Raw genomic sequence first — 16,191 nt, forward strand, 5'->3', positions numbered from 1 at the left:
GGGAGTAACGACCAGACGTTTGCCGGGTGTTTGCGGTGTGTTGATCACTTGGTCACTGCCACGAAGTAGACAGACCTTGAAGACTAGCGGGGGTGCTCCCGTTTTCGATACCAGTTGTCCCTGGCCATCGAAACTTATGACACCAGAACGACTTCCCTTGATGGAAACGCCTTTTCGCGCTCGTGTACTACGCAACACGATGCCTTCATGGTCGATCGGTGTTGACGCGACGGCTCTGCCGGCGGTGTAGCCATAGACGATACGACTGTCACTATAGGTGCCGCCGCAACTTTCCTCGTCGCTGCTGGCGCAAAGCGAGACGAAGCTACTACGCGTCACGGCGGCAGAGCGTGCGAACGCTACGTCGGTTCGCAGGCGGTTTACGACGGTGTTGATACGATGGCGATCGACAACCGTACGAAGCACCGGCGTCGCCATCGCTACGATCATGATCATGATGATTGTCGCGACAAGAAATTCGATCAACGTGACACCGTCTTGCTGTGACCGCATTATGCGACGTGTCGTCATTGCAGCCTGTTCCACGATCTGCGTCGCCAGATGGCATCCTCCGCTTCGGGTGCAGATCCTTGGGGGGTTCGTAAGCCCGGCAAATAAATATGACCGCCGCCGATAGGTATTCCCGGGGTCAGCGAGCCTCCTATGGGCGCCTCGTCGAGTTCTCCACCAGCTCGGCCATATATATCGCCGTTATCGGTCCAGTCAGAACTGCCAGGCGTTCCTCCTGCACCACCGTTAATGGCATCGACAATGACGTAAGCCCCGCCGTTCCTCGGATTGCATGGATCTCCATTGGCTGGAATAAGCGTCGTAAGCATTGCCTGATTTGCATTGAACAAGGCTAAAGGAGTAACTACAACGCGTTCTCCGTTTTTTCCTGGCCTCTTCAGGTCGATGTACCAGCCCAGGTGATGATTTTCGATGGGTCTGCGGGTGACGCCTAATGAGACAACACCGCGTGCATCCGTCTGTTCGACCAGCGACTGTTCAAGCAACATGGCGCGTGACACAGGTGACGCTACATCGCGAATTCCGTAGATCGACTGCGTTTGAATCGCATCGCTTATGTCGTCTATGCCGAGGAATTGGCCGGTGCCGAACAAGACCAGAAAGCGCCCGGTGGCAGGGTCGGGAAACAGGCGCGGCATGACGGTGATCGGCTGCCCGGCCGGCTTGCTTGGCATGAAAGCCAGGGTGGCGGACCATTCGTTGGGGTTGGCGCTACTTAAATCAAATCGCCAAAGATTGCCGAGTAGATCACCTGCAAAGGCGACATCATCGATTTGGTCACGGTTGTAATCGCCCACCACGGGCGTGCCTAACCCGTGACTGATAAGTCCACCGGTTATTGGTGTACGAATTTCGCGGATGAGCTCGCCGCTTTGCGCGTCAAGTACGAACAACGAGCTGAATGCCGAGGATGCCTCTGGTATGTCATGGCAAGGAGTAGGCTTGGATAGCTTGCCGCAATCGGGGAAATACCCGGATGACAGAAGTACTACCCATCGACCATGCGCAAGTCGTGCGATATTGGGTTGACCGTAAGTGTAACCAAGGTTGGCTGAAGAACCGCTGCCGTAGCGCGGATGCACAACTTGGTCAGCATGAAACTCCCATAGCACTTTGTCACTGGCGTTCTTCTCCGTGACTTCATCGGGGTTTGTGATATCTAACGCGAAGATACCGCGGCCGCCCAGTCGCAGGTTGCCAACCAGCAATGTTCGCCACCCGGTGCTGGCGCCATCGGCAAAGAAGACATCGCGACTTATCGGAGTGCCATCGACCGTTGGACGATAGGTAAAAGTGTTGCGGGCAGTCATGCTACCCAGTGATTCATAAATGATGCGAGGTACGTAGGCAAATAATTCCCGTCCCGCATCAGATGTGGGCACGATTGCCCCGGAACCTGACCGCTCCTGCGACGCATCGATCGCATGCAGCATGCCATCGTTGGCGCCTACATATACCACGGGCCGTCGCTTGAGATGCTTGGAGCTGAAGGAGTCATAGCCTTCGCCATTCGCATTTGCCACGGATTCTGGTGAACCAGCAGGCCAGGTATTGCGATAGGCCTGAGTTGGATACGCGACATATAGCGGTTGACTGTTCGTGATCGCACCCATCAGTTGAGCCCTTGAACGCAGGACATTGGCCGTTTCCAGGCTTCGCTCTCCACGTAGCCAGTCCATGCGTGCTTGGCCGGTGTCCTGGGATTGCGAGGGCATGGCGCTGAGTAGATTTTGTCCCTCGGCATCCAGGTCGGCGAAGCGACGAAATGCGATGCCTCGGGCAAAACGTCCCTGATTGTCGAAGGTGGAACTCAGTATGTTGCGGTCGGCCGGCAGCGTCTGTATGCGATCAGTGAGTATGGCGGAGGCGTCCCATGCGAGATTGCCGAATTCTCCCTTGGCATTTACGTGCATCGCCTGCAACGAGCCATGCCATTCGCCAGGCGTGTATACGGTCTGAAATCCAAGTACGCCTGGTCTCAGAACGCTGGATGTGACGCGGCCGATCGCGGGTGGGATATTCCTGCGTGAAATATTGGTCAGGATCTGTTCGAGTTGCTCGACAAGCGCGCCGGGATTGCTCGCATTGAAGTAACCGCCGCGTCCGGCCAGCGCGGCATGCCAAGTATCATCGACATTGGCGAGAATGCCATTTTCGTTGCCATTGGGTACCGGCCATGAGAGGGTTCCTTTCCTGAGACGGCAGGCATCGGACTGCGGCGTTACACAATGGATGTCATCGGAGAGCGTCAATGTACCGGCGACACCCATGCCTATCAGATATTGAGCCACATGAGGCCAGGTCGCCGGATCGTTCTTGGGATTAAAGTAGATCTCCTGATTGATATTGGTGGCAGTGACCGACGATCCGGAATCCGAAGACGATGGCGTGATGCCAAGGGTTTTATCGGGTATATAAGGAGGAACGATTTGCGCCTGCGAAGGTTTGTAGAGATCGGGACGCAGATTGGTTGCCCAGTAGTGGAAAGCAAGATCCGACAGCGATGCCTGACCGCGTGCCTCGGCCGTAGCTTTATAGAGTGCCGTAGGGCTACCTGGACTCAAGCTCGGAAAGCGCACGCCGTCCGGTAGTGTGGTGGCGTTGCCAGGTAGGGTGACGCGTGAACGCGTGACGTTGTCGTTATTCCACAGGCCATCGGTGACCAGCATGTGGTAATTCCGGCGACAATAAAGCTCTTTGCCCTTGTTCGAGCCTTTGGCGTGCGTCCAATACGGATTTCTCAGATCCGTACCGCTGCGCTTGAAGAAGTCGCCGGCCCGGATGGTCGCGGTGCGGATGGGTGTGCCTCCGTTGGCTGGTGCAGTGAGAAGCAGGTTGAAGAAGGCGCTTCGATAGCAGTCAGGTATCACGCGGGCATTTCCAACCTGCGTGAGACTTGGGTTGGCCGAGCCACCATTGACACACCCCGGTAAATCGATCAGCTCGCTGATGATGCTGTTGGCGGGAAGCAGGAAACTGTTGTTGTTCAATAGCTGCCATGTGATGCGGAAGGGCGAGCCGAAGCCGCCGCCATCCTGGGGTTTGCCCAGTCTGCCAAATACGCGTACGGCTGCTGTCCTCGCCACCTGGTTGCGTGTACGGTAATAGGCATACCAGTTGGCGAAGTTTTGATATTGCGTTGAAGGGACCGGAATAGCCTCCCAGTTAGCCGCTCTGAAGAGCTGATTGCGCCCCATGCCGCGTTTGAGTCGGTAGTAGTACGGGCCGCCTTGTGGATACCTGATCGTCGAACCGTCGCTAAGTGTGACGAGTTTTCCGTCCATGGGGCTGGTTAGTGTGTCGGCGCATCGCCAACGCTGATTTGCGGACGTAGCCATCAGATTGCTGCGTCGGCCAGCATCCGCACTGGTTGCCGACTTGGAGGCATTGGGATTGTTATAGAAGCCGGGTGCGGAGGCATTGACACGCTGATAGCGCCGATTGACTGCGATACCGTCAGTCCATACTGCTCTCAAGGAAGCGTCGGCCTGGGGAAACGGCGTTCCATCTGCGCGCAGCGGGACGTCATACGACACATTCGGATTGTAGTAGACCCCGTTCATGGTGGCCTGGCGAAAATCATCGTCTGCCTTGGCATCAGGGTCGATCACGCCCGCGCAGGCCCACGGGCCATTCCAGGTCGTGCCGGAGAAAGGGGGAAGATCCCCCATGTATGTCCAGGCCATGGAACCAGAATCATCGAAGGTGAACGCGATATTGGGCGCGACGTTCTGGGCTGCTTCCGGTGGCGCGGGGCTCAGTTCCACGGTGCCCTTGATAAGGTCCACTGCGCCCCACGCCTGATTTGGCATGGCAATCATAAAACACGCAATGCCTGCTCCGGTAGCGAGGATCCGCCCATACCAGGAAACATCGAGTCGTCCGCACGTTGTTGTCTGAGTAGCCATCACCAGCAATCTCTCGTCTGCTGTGAAGCTGAAGAAGATCGTCGACCCGTATGATCGAGCGAAAGCGAGCCGCATCTGTCCTTGGTCTGTTGTCCAAGCGGTCTTGCTGTTGCCTTGAACTGGCTCGCGTCCGACTCGACATCGACCTCATAGTGATGGTGAGACGTCCTGGCATCGGTGATGCCCAGTTCGCGTAGCGAGCCGTAACGATTCTGAGCGGAAAAATAGCGTTCCTGCGCGCTAGCGATTCGTAGCAGCATATCCTTTGCTTCCGTGCGGTAACTGCGATGGATGTACTTCTGATAGGAAGGGATGGCGATCGATGCCAGCAACGCGGTGATCAGCAATACCGCCAAGAGTTCGATCAGGCTGAAGCCGCGGTGGCGTGCAAGAAGGCGTGTCATGGCACCTGGCTTTTTTCAATGGCTTTTGGCTGCGTATGTGCTTTCGACCACACGCAGGATGTTTCTATCGGGGCCACTGGCGCGTGCGGTAATGCGATAGATATGGCGCTCATGGCTGTCATAGCCAGATCGATCGCCGCCGGTAGCGCCTGATTCGGATGGTCCGGATGTCATGCCCGGCGGGCGCTCGATGCCCAGATCCTCGACAATGAATACCGGGTTGTGGGCGGCACCGCCGTATCGAGGGATCGTGTAATCGATGGTATTGGCGGGCCCTCGATATACGCTCGCGCCATTTTCGACCCATGCGTTGGACGATCGAAATGTCGATACCACGCCGCCGGGCTGATAAATGGGCTGTTGAAGATCGTACCGGTAGCAACGGCTTGACGATGTCATGCCACAGTGCAGCGGCGTGAGTGGATCGATGCTCTGCATCCACAGTGACCATTCAGCACCTCGCAACGTGGTTTCGGCCAGCATGTCAGCCATTTCGGCTTGATAGAGTCCATGGGTCATGCGTTGTTGAAGAATGGATCTTCCGGATGCGCTGAGCGCAATGAGGGTGGCTGCGAGCAGAAAGACGAGAGCCATCACTAGCGCTGTGCCTCGTGTGTGCCTGCGGTTATGCAGGTTCTTATGTGGCATGCGTGCAAATCGATACATGAAGATGTTCCGTCATCGTCAAGGGTTGAAATTGCGCAAGGAAATCACGGTGGTGAATTCGCGACGTATTAGTTTTTCTGCAAATCCCTGGTCCGTGGGCCTGATGGGGTGATCGTCGGGAGGCTTTGGGCCATCGAGTGCGTCAGGTTCGTACACATAGGCCAGCTCGGGTGTGGATAGCGCGGGCACCGGGATTTGTCCGCTGAGCAGCATGTTCACCTGGATCGCCTTGATGGCGCGCCAGAGGCATCCTGGCTCATGGTTGGGGATCGGTGCGGTTACGCCCCTGGCCACGCGCGGGCATGACGTGGCGTTATCGACTTCATCTGCGGTCATGTAGCGTGTGTTTCCCTGTGTGTCTTCCACAGCGAACAGGAAATTCATTCGTTCGATGCCACGTATCAGTTCGCTGCGGGACCCGGCGCGATTCGGGTCATTGCCGTTGACCTGCTTGAACAGCGCGCCGGTCTTTCCGGCCTGGCCGTCGTCCACGATGCCCAGGTAGTAGGTCACCGTGCGAAAGTCGCGACTGAAGTTGAACAGGCGCGGTGCGGTTGCTTCCGCGTCGACCTGCGGCGGCGTATAATTGGCGCCTGTAGGCACTAGTTCACTGCCGTTCACTGCGACAGAGAAAATCTGACCCTCCGTGCAGTCGGCGAGATAAGCCAGGTCGCCGGGCTCGAAGTTGTTTACAGGCTCGTTCAGCGCAGGATTGATTGTGATGCTCTTGATGCGTTGCGGGAAGGTCAGGTCGGGCTGGACCCGTGTTGTCGATCCGACTGCCCATCCCTGGTTGCTGTCTATATGACGTACCGTCAGGACATCGCTGCCCGGCACGCGATTGCCTACGTTCTTTCCCATGCCAGGAAGCGATGTGCCGGTGGAGGGATCGACGGGCTTGCAACCGCCGAGCGCGCACGCGTATCCACGCATGGATAGAAATGCGGGTAGCGCATATGCCGTGCCCGGATCGCCGGGGTAGCCTCCTGCCCCGGGAATCGTGGTGAGGTCCATGCCACCTAAGGAGCGTGCCAGTTCACGGGATAGCACCCGCGGAGCGCGCAGCGCATCAATGTAGATGCCATTGGATTGCACCGAGGCATTTCCCCCCGTGTTATTGCAATACTGGGCGTTGGCTTGGGCCAGTTCGCGGCCAAGCTGACTGACGGCGTATCGCCCTTCTTCCTGTAGTCGCGACAGTTGTCGCTGCACACGATTATGTGCAGCCAAAGTCAGGAAGAGGTTGACCATCACCAGCCCCAGCATGACGCCCAAGGCGAGCACGATGAGTACCTCAATCAGCGAAAGGCCGCGCTCGCCGCGACGAACCGTCATCGTCATGGCTGGAACTCCCAGGTCAGTGTCTGACGGGCATCCGCACCTGCGATAATGACACGCCCATCCCATTGGATCGTCAGGTGGCAGCTGCCGCCAAAGGGGGGTCGCAAGCCAATCTGGCCTGTGCTTACCGGGTCGTAACCAGCCTGACTTCTGTCGCAACGGAGTCGCCCGGTGGGATTGGGCAGATGCTGGCGGAGCTGGGCGCTCCAGGCCGCTTTATCGTGCGCGGCCAAAGCCGCGGGATCGCAAGCTGCTGCTCTGCAGGGCATGGAACGGCCAACGTGGGGGTAGTCGCCGTCATAGGCTTGCGTCCAGACCCCGATTGGGTTGATACGCATTCGATCACTCATGCCCTGCGCAAGAAAGATGGCCTGGCTGCGCAGGTAGGCTGACTGGTTGGATCGGGCCGCGGCGATCAGAAGTGCCCCGGTGCCGGCCATACCAAAAGCGAAGACCAGCACCGCCACCAAGATTTCTATCAGCGAAACACCTCGCTGCCTAGATCGCCTCGTCATCGGCGATTACCCCCTTCCATGCGCGCGTATGCACGGTAGGGATATTTCGCAGTGAAATGAATGCTCGGACTATCGGCCTACGGAGGCGGCATATGTGAGGAAACCCGGACCTGTTTCCTTTTCGTGCGGGCGGAGCGGTGGATCGGTTTATTCGCCGCGATCTTTCTGCATGGCCGCTTTCACCTCGCGATAGTGCGCCATCTGCGCGCCCATCCGGGTCTCGGCGGCATCACGGGATACTTCCTGTTTCAGCAGTGTGGCGCGCTGCGCTGCCACCACGTTGCGCTGTTGTGCGATGGCATCATTGAGCGATTTGGGAACAGGCTGCTTGGCGCGTTCGGATTCGCCCGCGCGCGCCAGCAGGTCGGTCAACGCTTTTTCCTGGCTATGCAAGTTGATCTTGGTGGTGTTGATCTGCTGGTCGATGGTGTCCAGGTTCTGTTTCAGTGAGGCTTGGTAGGAAGCCTCCGTCGGATAGGCGGCTACCATCTGATCGTCATTGTGCGCCTGGTCTTCGGCTGCGCGTTTGGCAGCGGCCTGTTGCTCGGCGAGCTTCTGGGCCTGTACACGTTCCTCGGGCGACAGCGGTTTGTCGACGTGCCTGATCACGATACCGTGATCGTTGACAACGTCATAACCGTATTTGATTGCATCCGACGTCAACCCATCACTGTAATGGGGCTGGCCTTGTGCATCACGGTAGCGATAGCGATAGACGCTGGGTTTGTCGTTGCTTTGCGCCATGGCCGCAACACTTGTCAGCAGGCCTGTCATCAGCAAGGTCGTGGCAATCTTTCGCATGTCTCTCCCCTGAGCATCCATCCCAGTATAGCCATCACGAGCCCGCGGTCAGCCCGTCTGGGAGCCAGTATGTCCACGATGTGATCCAAATCAATCAACGGCGACGCCAAAACGCTCCCGGTAGGCAAGCAGCCGGGCGTAGTCGTCCGCAAGATCCGGACGCTGCCCTGCATAGGCCAGCACATCGTTCAATCCGGTGATGGCGATGACGGGAATGTCAAATTCCGCGGTAACTTCCTGAGCGGCGGATCGATGGCCTTGTCCACGTTCCTGCCGATCCAGTGCGATCAATACGCCTGCCGGTGTCGCACCCTGGGCACGAATCAGCGACAGTGATTCGCGAACGGCGGTGCCGGCTGTCATGACATCGTCAACGATCAGCACGCGCCCCTGCAGGGGTGCCCCGACCAAGGTGCCGCCTTCGCCATGATCCTTCGCTTCCTTGCGGTTGTACGCCCATGGAACATCGCGTTGCTGGTGATCGGCCAGGGCAATGGCCGTAGCCGCTGCCAAGGCGATTCCCTTGTAGGCGGGACCGAATAACATATCGAAGGCCACGCCGGAGTTTGCCGCCGCTGCCGCGTAGGCCCGGCCAAGCTGGGCCAGCGCGGCCCCGGAGTCGATCCGCCCCATATTGAAGAAATAGGGGCTCAGGCGGCCCGACTTGAGTGTGAACTCACCAAAACGCAGGACATCACGCTGCAGGGTGAGTTCGATGAAATCGCGCTGATAGTCGTGCACGGAGACCTCGTCGGGGAAGAAATACTTTCGATGCATAGTTTACGCGGGGAAACCTGACGCGTGACGGCGGCGGGTTCGTGGCAACCGATCTCGCGCTGCCCAGCCCTGGTAGTGAGCGGAGATCGACGACAAGTGTGTCGTCGCCGCGCGTGCATGTCGAGCCGATAGTCGGTTGGCTGGTTTCTTCCTGGCCCATGCCATGGCGGTCTTGCTGCTCGGCTGGCCCCGCCGATCTTCAGCCCCCCGGAGATGGGCGCGTGTCGTTGCCCTCGCGCCGAACTCAGGCATGGAGCATCCGACTGTTATCATATGGTTTTTCCCGGCTTCTGCAGGAGAGGCGCATGCGCATCATCAGTCTCAATGCCAACGGTATTCGTTCGGCCGGCACCAAGGGTGTCTTCGAATGGCTGCGCAAGCAGAAGGCCGATGTCGTGTGCCTGCAAGAGACCAAATCCCAGGAGAGTCAGTTGACCGATCCGATGTTTCGTCCGGATGGGCATCATTGCTTCTATCGGGACGCGACCAGCAAGAAGGGCTACAGCGGTGTGGCGATCTATGCCAGGCGTGAACCCGATGAAGTTCGCACGGAGCTGGGCTGGGAGCCTTTCGACAGCGAAGGTCGCTACATCGAGGCGCGCTTCGGCAACCTCAGCGTGGTCTCGCTGTATGTACCTTCAGGTTCCTCGGGCGACGAACGCCAGCAGTTCAAGTTCAAGGTGATGGAATGGATCACGCCGATCTTCGATGAGTGGCTGCGCAGCGGCCGCGATTACGTGCTCTGCGGCGACTGGAACATCGTGCACACCAAGGACGACATCAAGAACTGGTCGTCCAACCAGAAGAACTCCGGCTGCCTGCCTGAAGAAAGAGCATGGCTGGATTTGTTGTTCAAGCAACGCGGCTGGGTGGACAGCTTTCGCGCCATCAAGCCTGATGCGGTGGAGTACACATGGTGGTCCAATCGTGGCCAGGCGCGCGCCAATAACGTGGGTTGGCGTATCGACTACCAGATCGTCACGCCCGGCCTGCGCGACCGCCTGAAGTCGTGCTCGATCTATCGGGACGAGCGTTTCTCCGACCACGCCCCTTACACGGTCGACTATGCCGACTGAGCCGGTTACCCAGCCCGCCAAGCCCTCGATCTGGAAAGCGTTCACCGAACCTTCGGCAGGAATCATGGCGTTCCTGGGGTTTTCCTCGGGGCTGCCGTTCCTGCTGGTAGCGGGCACCCTGGCGTATTGGCTGAAAGAAAAAGGCATCGTGCTGAAAGACATCACGATGATCGCCAGTGCCGGCATGACGTACGCCTTCAAGTTCGTGTGGGCTCCCTTGCTCGATCACTGGCAGTTGCCGCTGTTTCGCCGCCTGGGCTTGCGCCGGGGCTGGCTGTTGTTCGCCCAGCTCTGCGTCACCGGCGGGTTGCTCGCCATGGCGGCGCTGTCGCCGTCGCAATTGCCATGGTTCGTGGCGGCGACCTTGTTCGTCGCGTTCTTCGGCGCCACCCAGGACATCGCCGTCGATGCCTATCGCATCGAGATCGCGCCGCTTGAGTCACAGGGCGCGCTCGTGGCCACTTATTCGCTGGGCTATCGCATCGCGCTGATCGTGGCCGGCGCCGTGGCCCTGATCATGGCCGACCATGTGCCTTGGCGCGTGGTGTACCTGGGTATGGCCGCCACGATGCTGATTCCGATCGCCACGACGCTGCTGGCGCGTGAGCCGCAGATTCAGCGCGAGGCACCGCGCGGCTGGCGGCAGGCAATGTTCGAAAGCGTGGTCGATCCCTTCGCCGATTTCTTTCGCCGTTATGGCTGGGCGCTGGCCCTGCTGACTCTGGCTTTCATCCTGCTGTTCAAGATTCCCGAACAGGCCACGATCGGTGGTGTGATGGGTCCGTTCTATCGCGATATGGGCTTTGACAAGACGCAGATCGGCACGGTCACCAAGATCTGGGGTATCTGGGTGGGCATTGCCGGCACCTTCTTTGGCGGGGCGCTGGTAGCCCGCTGGGGCGCGTGGCGACCGCTTGGCGTGGCGATCGTGGTGGCGGGTGCCAGCAACTTGCTTTACCTGTTTCTGATCCAGCACCCGGGCAATGTCATGGTGCTGGCACTGGTGATCTCCGGCGAAAACTTCACCCTGGGCATGCTCGGGCCACCGACCGTAGCCTTCCTCTCCTCGCTGGTAAACAAGCAACACACGGCAACCCAGTACGCGCTCTTGAGCTCCATGGTGAATCTGCCGGGCAAAGTGCTTGGCTTCTTTGCTGGCGGTATCGCGATGGCGACGGGCTATGGCATGTTCTTCGTGATCACCACGCTGTCGCTGCTGCCCGCCATGCTGCTGTTCGCCTGCCTCTGGCCCAGATTCATTCAGCTTGATCGCAAGGCTTTGCCTGACAAAGAATTGTCTTAAAAAAGCACTTGTACGCCAGGGCCATAACTTGCCACCATTGGGTGACAGGGGCATCGTGTCTTGGAGAGGGCCGTGCCGGATTTGACCATACGCCACATTGACAGCCTCATGGCCGAGCGCATCAAGCAACTGGCCAAGGAGCGTCAGTGGTCCATCAACGACGTGGTTCTGCATGCGTTGCGCCACGGGCTTGGCATGGCCACGGCCGGCAACATCTTTGCCGAGACCCTGCTCGATCCGGGTGATCTGACCATGCTCGCCGGCCAGTGGGATCCAGAAGAAAAAGCCGCATTCCAGGAAGCCATCCAGGCCCTGTCCGTCGCTCCCGCCAGCAGTCTGTCCAAGTAACAGCGGTTTCAGGGTGTCCGAACACCCTCCTACGGTACGCAGGAATGACGTTTTCGTTGGGCGTTATTCGAGATCCCCCGACGTTACCCCTGCCGCGCAGACCATCGTGGCAGCCGATCAATCACGTGGTGCTAGATACACGGCCCCGAGTACGCGCGGCCCCTTCGCCCCGGTCACTGCAGGCAGGCTGCCTGGTAGTCCCAGCAACCGCTGCCGCGCCAGCCACGCAAAGGCAGTGGCTTCCAGGTAATCGGGGTCCACGCCCAGATCCGCGGTATTGCCCAGGGTGACGGGACCCAGGTATTCGCCCAGCCGTCGCATCAACGCGCCGTTGTGCACGCCGCCACCGCACGCCAACACATCGATTGCATCGGGTGCGTGGCGTGCAATGGCATCGGCAATGCTGCGTGCCGACAGTTCCAGCAGCGTGGCTTGTACATCGGCCACGGTTACCTCTTGCGTGGCCGTGTGCGATTCGAGCCATGCCAGGTGGAAATGCTCCCTTCCGGTGCTCTTGGGGGCAGGCAGCGCAAAATAGGGGTCGGCCAGCAACGCGGCGAGCAGCGTCTCGTTGGCCCTGCCGCTGGCGGCAAACGCGCCATCGCGATCGAATGCCTCGCCGCGATGGCGCATGTGCCAGGCATCCATCAGGCCGTTGGCGGGCCCGGTATCGAAGCCCAATACCTCGCCTTGCGCACCCAGCACAGTGATATTGGCGATGCCGCCAAGATTCAGCACCACGCGTGTCCGGCCTGGCGCGGAAAGCAGCATCGCGTGTACCGCGGGCAGCAGTGGCGCACCTTGGCCGCCCGCGGCGACGTCGGCTCGTCGGAAGTCCGCCACGACGTCAATGCCGCAGCGCTCGGCTATCACGGCCGGATCGCCAACCTGCAAGGTAAACGGGTACGTACCGGCTGGGCGGTGACGAAGCGTCTGCCCGTGCGAGCCGATGGCGCGAATGCTGGAGGCGCAAAGCCCACTTGATTGCACGACGGCCAGCGCAGCGTCGGCAAAGCACTGGCCGATGGCAACGTCCAGTCGGCCGTAACTGTCCAGGTCCAGGCGCGTTTCATCCTGCGCAACCTCGAGGATGCGCGTACGCAGTTCGTGAGGCCAGGGATGGGTTATGGCGGCCACCAGTTGCGGGCGGTCCTGCTCGAAGCGAACCAGCGCGGCATCGATGCCATCCGCGCTGGTGCCTGAAATCAGCCCTATATAGAGCGATGAAGCGTCGTCCACAGTATGGAGTTAGTCGTCGGTGCGCGAGGCGCTGCCGTTGCGAGCCATCTTCATGTTGTTGTCCAGTTGCTTGAGGCGAGCCAGTTGCGGCTGCACCACGGTTGACTTGAACTTGGCCAGCTGCACGCCGCTCATCGGCTCGGGCTTGGGCAGCGTCACCGTCTGCGGATCACGCTGGACGTTATTGACACGGAATTCGTAATGCAGGTGCGGGCCGGTCGCCAGGCCCGTCATGCCGACATAGCCGATCACCTGACCCTGGCTCACGCGCTGGCCGAGCTTCTCGGTACCGAACTTGGACATGTGCCCGTAGGCGGTGCTGATGGTGCCGTTGTGCTGGATCACCACGAAGTTGCCGTAGCCGTTCATCCAACCTTTGTACTTGATCACGCCATCGCCGGCCGCATGGATCGGCGTGCCGGTGGGTGCGGCGTAGTCCACGCCCTTGTGTGCACGCATCTTGCCCAGGATGGGATGGAAGCGGGCAGCACTGAAGGTGGATGAGATACGGGTGAAATCGACCGGGATACGCAGGAACGATTTCTGGATCGGACGGCCATCTTCACTGAACCAGCCGTAGCTGCCGTCGTCCTTCTTGAAGCGGTAGGCGGTGTAGCGCTGGCCCTGGTTGACGAATTCCGCAGCCACGATATCGCCTTCATGCAGATAGGCACCGTCGCGGTAGACGTCGTCATAGACCAGTGTGAAGCTGTCGCCTTCGCGCAGGTCCTGCACGAAGTCGATGTCGTATTTGAACAGCTCGGCCAGCTTGAGCACCATCGCATTGCTCATGCCTGCCTTGGAGCCGGCGGCAAACAGCGAGCTATCGATCACGCCGTGCGCGATGTGCTCGCGACGCTCCACTTCGCGCGCTTGCGCGACCATGCTCGGCTTGTCGCCATCGAAGCGGATGGTGGCGCGGTTGGCTTCGTCCTTGTCGAAGCGGATGCCCTTGAGACTGCCATCGCTACCAAGCAGGAAGTCGAACTCCTGACCGGGGCGGATATTGTGCAAGGCCTTGGCGTCACCGGCCAGGTCAACCACGTGTTGCAGGTCGGTGAGGCTAAGGCCCTGGCTTTGAAAGATGTCGCCCAGGTTCTGGCCGGGACGTACCTGCACGATGTGCCAATCCTCCACGGTCGGCATCTGGTGCGTCACCACATCGGCCTTGGGCAGCGCCAGTGGCAGCAGCGAATGTTCGGCCTTGGTGGTGGCCGGCTTCATGGCGCTGGCCCAGGCGGGAATGATGAACCCGGAAAGCGCGGTGATCAGGACGGCAGTACCGGCGAGCACCCAGCGCTCTCTATGCCAATGGATCGGCTCTTCGCTGTGGTGCCCGAAAGACCAGTGAGAAACGCGTTCGTAAAAGTGGGAGTGCCGGCGTTGCGCCTTGCGGCGTATGGCTTCCTTACGCGCAGCGCGCGCGATCTTGTTGCCTTCACCCATGCCCGGTTAGCCCCACGATACAAAATAACGATTGGCGCGTACCATAACGGGCTAGTGTAAACGGCGTCAACGCCTTTCCCATCAAGGGTTTGCGCTACGTTTTGGGTTAACGCACAATTAACCCCATTCACCTTTGTGACCACACCGGACTGTACCGGTGCGCGGCATCCATCTTTGAGGACACCATGAACGAGCTCGACCAGGCGTTGGCCATCATTGCGCGCGGCGCCGATGAAATCATCAAGCAGGAAGAACTGGTCGAGCGTCTCAAGCGTGGCCGTCCCTTGCGCATCAAGGCGGGCTTCGACCCGACTGCGCCGGATCTGCACCTGGGGCATACCGTACTGCTCAACAAGATGCGCCAGTTCCAGGACCTCGGACACCAGGCGATCTTCCTGATCGGCGACTTCACCGGAATGATCGGTGACCCCACGGGCAAGAATGTCACCCGTAAGCCGCTGTCGCGGGAGGATGTACTGGCCAATGCCGAGACCTATGCCGAGCAGGTGTTCAAGGTACTCGACCGCGAAAAGACCGAATTGCGTTTCAACTCGGAGTGGTTCGGCAAGATGACCGCTGCCGACATGATCAAGCTGGCGGCCCAGCACACCGTGGCACGCATGCTTGAGCGCGACGATTTCTCCAAGCGCTTCTCCGGCCAGCAGCCGATTGCCATTCATGAATTCCTGTATCCGCTGGTGCAGGGCTACGACTCGGTGGCACTCGAATGCGACGTGGAGCTGGGCGGCACCGACCAGAAGTTCAATTTGCTGATGGGGCGCGCCTTGCAGGAACACCATGGTCAGTCGCCGCAGATCGTATTGACCATGCCGCTGCTCGAAGGCCTGGACGGCGTCAACAAGATGTCCAAGTCGCTGGGTAACTACATTGGCATCAACGAGCCGGCGATCGACATGGTCACCAAGACCATGAAGATCGGCGACGAATTGATGTGGCGCTGGTTCGAGCTGTTGAGCTTCGAGGTGTCGCTCGACGAATTGGCGCAGATGAAGCAAGACGTCGCCAGTAATGCACTCAATCCCCGTGACGCCAAGCTGCGCCTGGCGCGCGAACTGACGACGCGCTTCCATGATGCCGCCGCCGCGGAGCTGGCGATTGCTGGCTGGCATGCCGTCGTGCGCGGGGAAGGGGATACCAGCCTGTTGCCGCTCTCGGAGATATCAGTGCCATCCGAGGGCTTGCGTTTGGCGGCCTTGTTTACGGCAGCGGGGCTGACGGCAAGCAATGGAGAGGCTACCCGCAAGTTGAAAGAGCGCGCCGTACGTATTGATGGCGAGGTCGTCGAAGATGCGCAGCGTATCTTTGCGCCGGGCTTCGAAGGTGTGTTGCAGGTAGGCAAGCGCAACTTCGCGCGCGTACTGCTCAAGCAAGACTGAAGATTACCGTCACGGTCCGCACAGTGTGACCGTGACGGTGCTGTCGGAGGGCTAGGGCGAGTTGGATTGAGCGATGATCCAGGGCGTCCATGCGTCCTCTTGGTGCGCTCCGCGTTCGGGTCAATCTTCGTCGCGATGATGGCTTCGAGCGAGAACAACGACTTAGCGAAGAAATGAAAAAATTTTGAGAAATTTTTGCGAAAACGCTTGCCAGAAATAGCACCCCTCCCTATTATTCGCCTCCCCGCCGAGGCATCCCCTCTTCGGCAACTCCCTCGCTAAGCAAAATGTTTGACGAAGGTGTTGACGGACAGGAAAAACGATGTAGAATGGGCGGCTCACTCGGAACGAAATGTTCCGGCGCGGTACGAAGAAAAGTCCGCAAGTGGTTGAGATCTTTGACAGTGTGCGCAGGTGACTTGTGTGGGCGTCTTGCGTT

At 59.4% G+C, this 16,191-nt stretch carries 14 protein-coding genes; 4 read left to right on the forward strand and 10 right to left on the reverse strand.

The window, feature by feature from the left end; all coding sequences use genetic code 11:
* The 8 genes from VF436_RS05380 to pyrE form a co-directional block, all read right to left on the reverse strand.
* Window positions 1–486: GspH/FimT family protein (locus tag VF436_RS05380; RefSeq protein WP_330902977.1), on the reverse strand; the 486-nt coding region annotated here is incomplete at its 3' end.
* Window positions 487–527: 41 nt separating this feature from the next.
* A complete protein-coding gene (locus VF436_RS05385; protein WP_330902978.1) occupies window positions 528–4,439 on the reverse strand; it encodes a pilus assembly protein in 3,912 nt (1,303 codons plus the stop codon).
* Window positions 4,439–4,843 carry a type IV pilin protein gene (locus VF436_RS05390; RefSeq protein WP_330902979.1) on the reverse strand — a complete coding sequence of 135 codons (405 nt, stop codon included), beginning with the start codon at window positions 4,841–4,843 and terminating at the stop codon, window positions 4,439–4,441. Before VF436_RS05390 ends, VF436_RS05385 begins: the two co-directional genes overlap by 1 nt.
* Window positions 4,844–4,858: 15 nt before the next feature.
* On the reverse strand, window positions 4,859–5,509 hold the full coding sequence (locus VF436_RS05395) for a hypothetical protein (RefSeq protein ID WP_330902980.1): 651 nt from the start codon (window positions 5,507–5,509) through the stop codon (window positions 4,859–4,861).
* 18 nt (window positions 5,510–5,527) lie between these two features.
* Complete coding sequence (locus VF436_RS05400; protein ID WP_330902981.1) at window positions 5,528–6,850, reverse strand: PilW family protein; 1,323 nt, start codon at window positions 6,848–6,850, stop codon at window positions 5,528–5,530.
* Window positions 6,847–7,365, reverse strand: coding sequence for a type IV pilus modification protein PilV (gene pilV, locus VF436_RS05405; protein WP_330902982.1), 519 nt, complete (start codon window positions 7,363–7,365; stop codon window positions 6,847–6,849). Before pilV ends, VF436_RS05400 begins: the two co-directional genes overlap by 4 nt.
* 147 nt (window positions 7,366–7,512) lie before the next feature.
* On the reverse strand, window positions 7,513–8,166 hold the full coding sequence (locus VF436_RS05410; protein WP_330902983.1) for a DUF4124 domain-containing protein: 654 nt from the start codon (window positions 8,164–8,166) through the stop codon (window positions 7,513–7,515).
* A 90-nt stretch (window positions 8,167–8,256) separates the two neighbouring features.
* Window positions 8,257–8,907 carry an orotate phosphoribosyltransferase gene (pyrE, locus tag VF436_RS05415; RefSeq protein ID WP_330902984.1) on the reverse strand — a complete coding sequence of 217 codons (651 nt, stop codon included), beginning with the start codon at window positions 8,905–8,907 and terminating at the stop codon, window positions 8,257–8,259.
* Window positions 8,908–9,248: 341 nt separating this feature from the next.
* Between pyrE and VF436_RS05420 the strand changes: the two genes are divergently transcribed.
* The 3 genes from VF436_RS05420 to VF436_RS05430 all read left to right on the forward strand — a co-directional run bounded on the left by VF436_RS05420 (window position 9,249) and on the right by VF436_RS05430 (window position 11,670).
* On the forward strand, window positions 9,249–10,019 hold the full coding sequence (locus VF436_RS05420; protein ID WP_330902985.1) for an exodeoxyribonuclease III: 771 nt from the start codon (window positions 9,249–9,251) through the stop codon (window positions 10,017–10,019).
* Window positions 10,009–11,322 carry an AmpG family muropeptide MFS transporter gene (locus VF436_RS05425; protein ID WP_414649816.1) on the forward strand — a complete coding sequence of 438 codons (1,314 nt, stop codon included), beginning with the start codon at window positions 10,009–10,011 and terminating at the stop codon, window positions 11,320–11,322. Before VF436_RS05420 ends, VF436_RS05425 begins: the two co-directional genes overlap by 11 nt.
* 72 nt (window positions 11,323–11,394) lie before the next feature.
* Window positions 11,395–11,670: a hypothetical protein gene (locus VF436_RS05430; RefSeq protein ID WP_330902986.1), complete on the forward strand. Its 276-nt coding sequence runs from the start codon at window positions 11,395–11,397 to the stop codon at window positions 11,668–11,670.
* 117 nt (window positions 11,671–11,787) lie between these two features.
* On the opposite strand, the gene VF436_RS05435 is transcribed toward VF436_RS05430, so the two are convergent.
* Together VF436_RS05435 and VF436_RS05440 are read right to left on the reverse strand one after the other, a co-directional pair.
* Window positions 11,788–12,909, reverse strand: a complete 1,122-nt coding sequence (locus tag VF436_RS05435; protein ID WP_330902987.1) for an anhydro-N-acetylmuramic acid kinase — start codon at window positions 12,907–12,909, stop codon at window positions 11,788–11,790.
* A gap of 9 nt (window positions 12,910–12,918) precedes the next feature.
* On the reverse strand, window positions 12,919–14,355 hold the full coding sequence (locus VF436_RS05440) for an OapA family protein (protein WP_330902988.1): 1,437 nt from the start codon (window positions 14,353–14,355) through the stop codon (window positions 12,919–12,921).
* 185 nt (window positions 14,356–14,540) lie between these two features.
* On the opposite strand from VF436_RS05440, the gene tyrS reads away from it, so the two are divergent.
* Window positions 14,541–15,752 carry a tyrosine--tRNA ligase gene (gene tyrS, locus VF436_RS05445; protein WP_330902989.1) on the forward strand — a complete coding sequence of 404 codons (1,212 nt, stop codon included), beginning with the start codon at window positions 14,541–14,543 and terminating at the stop codon, window positions 15,750–15,752.
* The last annotated feature ends 439 nt before the right edge of the window (window positions 15,753–16,191 follow it).

The organism is Dyella sp., from assembly GCF_036384435.1.
Classification (GTDB): Bacteria; Pseudomonadota; Gammaproteobacteria; order Xanthomonadales; family Rhodanobacteraceae; genus GSA-30.

Coding starts and splice junctions, on each gene's coding strand:
- VF436_RS05385 (WP_330902978.1), bottom strand. CDS start 4,439: ATGGCTACTCAGACAACAACGTGCGGACGACTCGATGTTTCCTGGTAT.
- VF436_RS05390 (WP_330902979.1), bottom strand. CDS start 4,843: ATGACACGCCTTCTTGCACGCCACCGCGGCTTCAGCCTGATCGAACTC.
- VF436_RS05395 (WP_330902980.1), bottom strand. CDS start 5,509: ATGTATCGATTTGCACGCATGCCACATAAGAACCTGCATAACCGCAGG.
- VF436_RS05400 (WP_330902981.1), bottom strand. CDS start 6,850: ATGACGATGACGGTTCGTCGCGGCGAGCGCGGCCTTTCGCTGATTGAG.
- pilV (WP_330902982.1), bottom strand. CDS start 7,365: ATGACGAGGCGATCTAGGCAGCGAGGTGTTTCGCTGATAGAAATCTTG.
- VF436_RS05410 (WP_330902983.1), bottom strand. CDS start 8,166: ATGCGAAAGATTGCCACGACCTTGCTGATGACAGGCCTGCTGACAAGT.
- VF436_RS05420 (WP_330902985.1), top strand. CDS start 9,249: ATGCGCATCATCAGTCTCAATGCCAACGGTATTCGTTCGGCCGGCACC.
- VF436_RS05425 (WP_414649816.1), top strand. CDS start 10,009: ATGCCGACTGAGCCGGTTACCCAGCCCGCCAAGCCCTCGATCTGGAAA.
- VF436_RS05440 (WP_330902988.1), bottom strand. CDS start 14,355: ATGGGTGAAGGCAACAAGATCGCGCGCGCTGCGCGTAAGGAAGCCATA.
- tyrS (WP_330902989.1), top strand. CDS start 14,541: ATGAACGAGCTCGACCAGGCGTTGGCCATCATTGCGCGCGGCGCCGAT.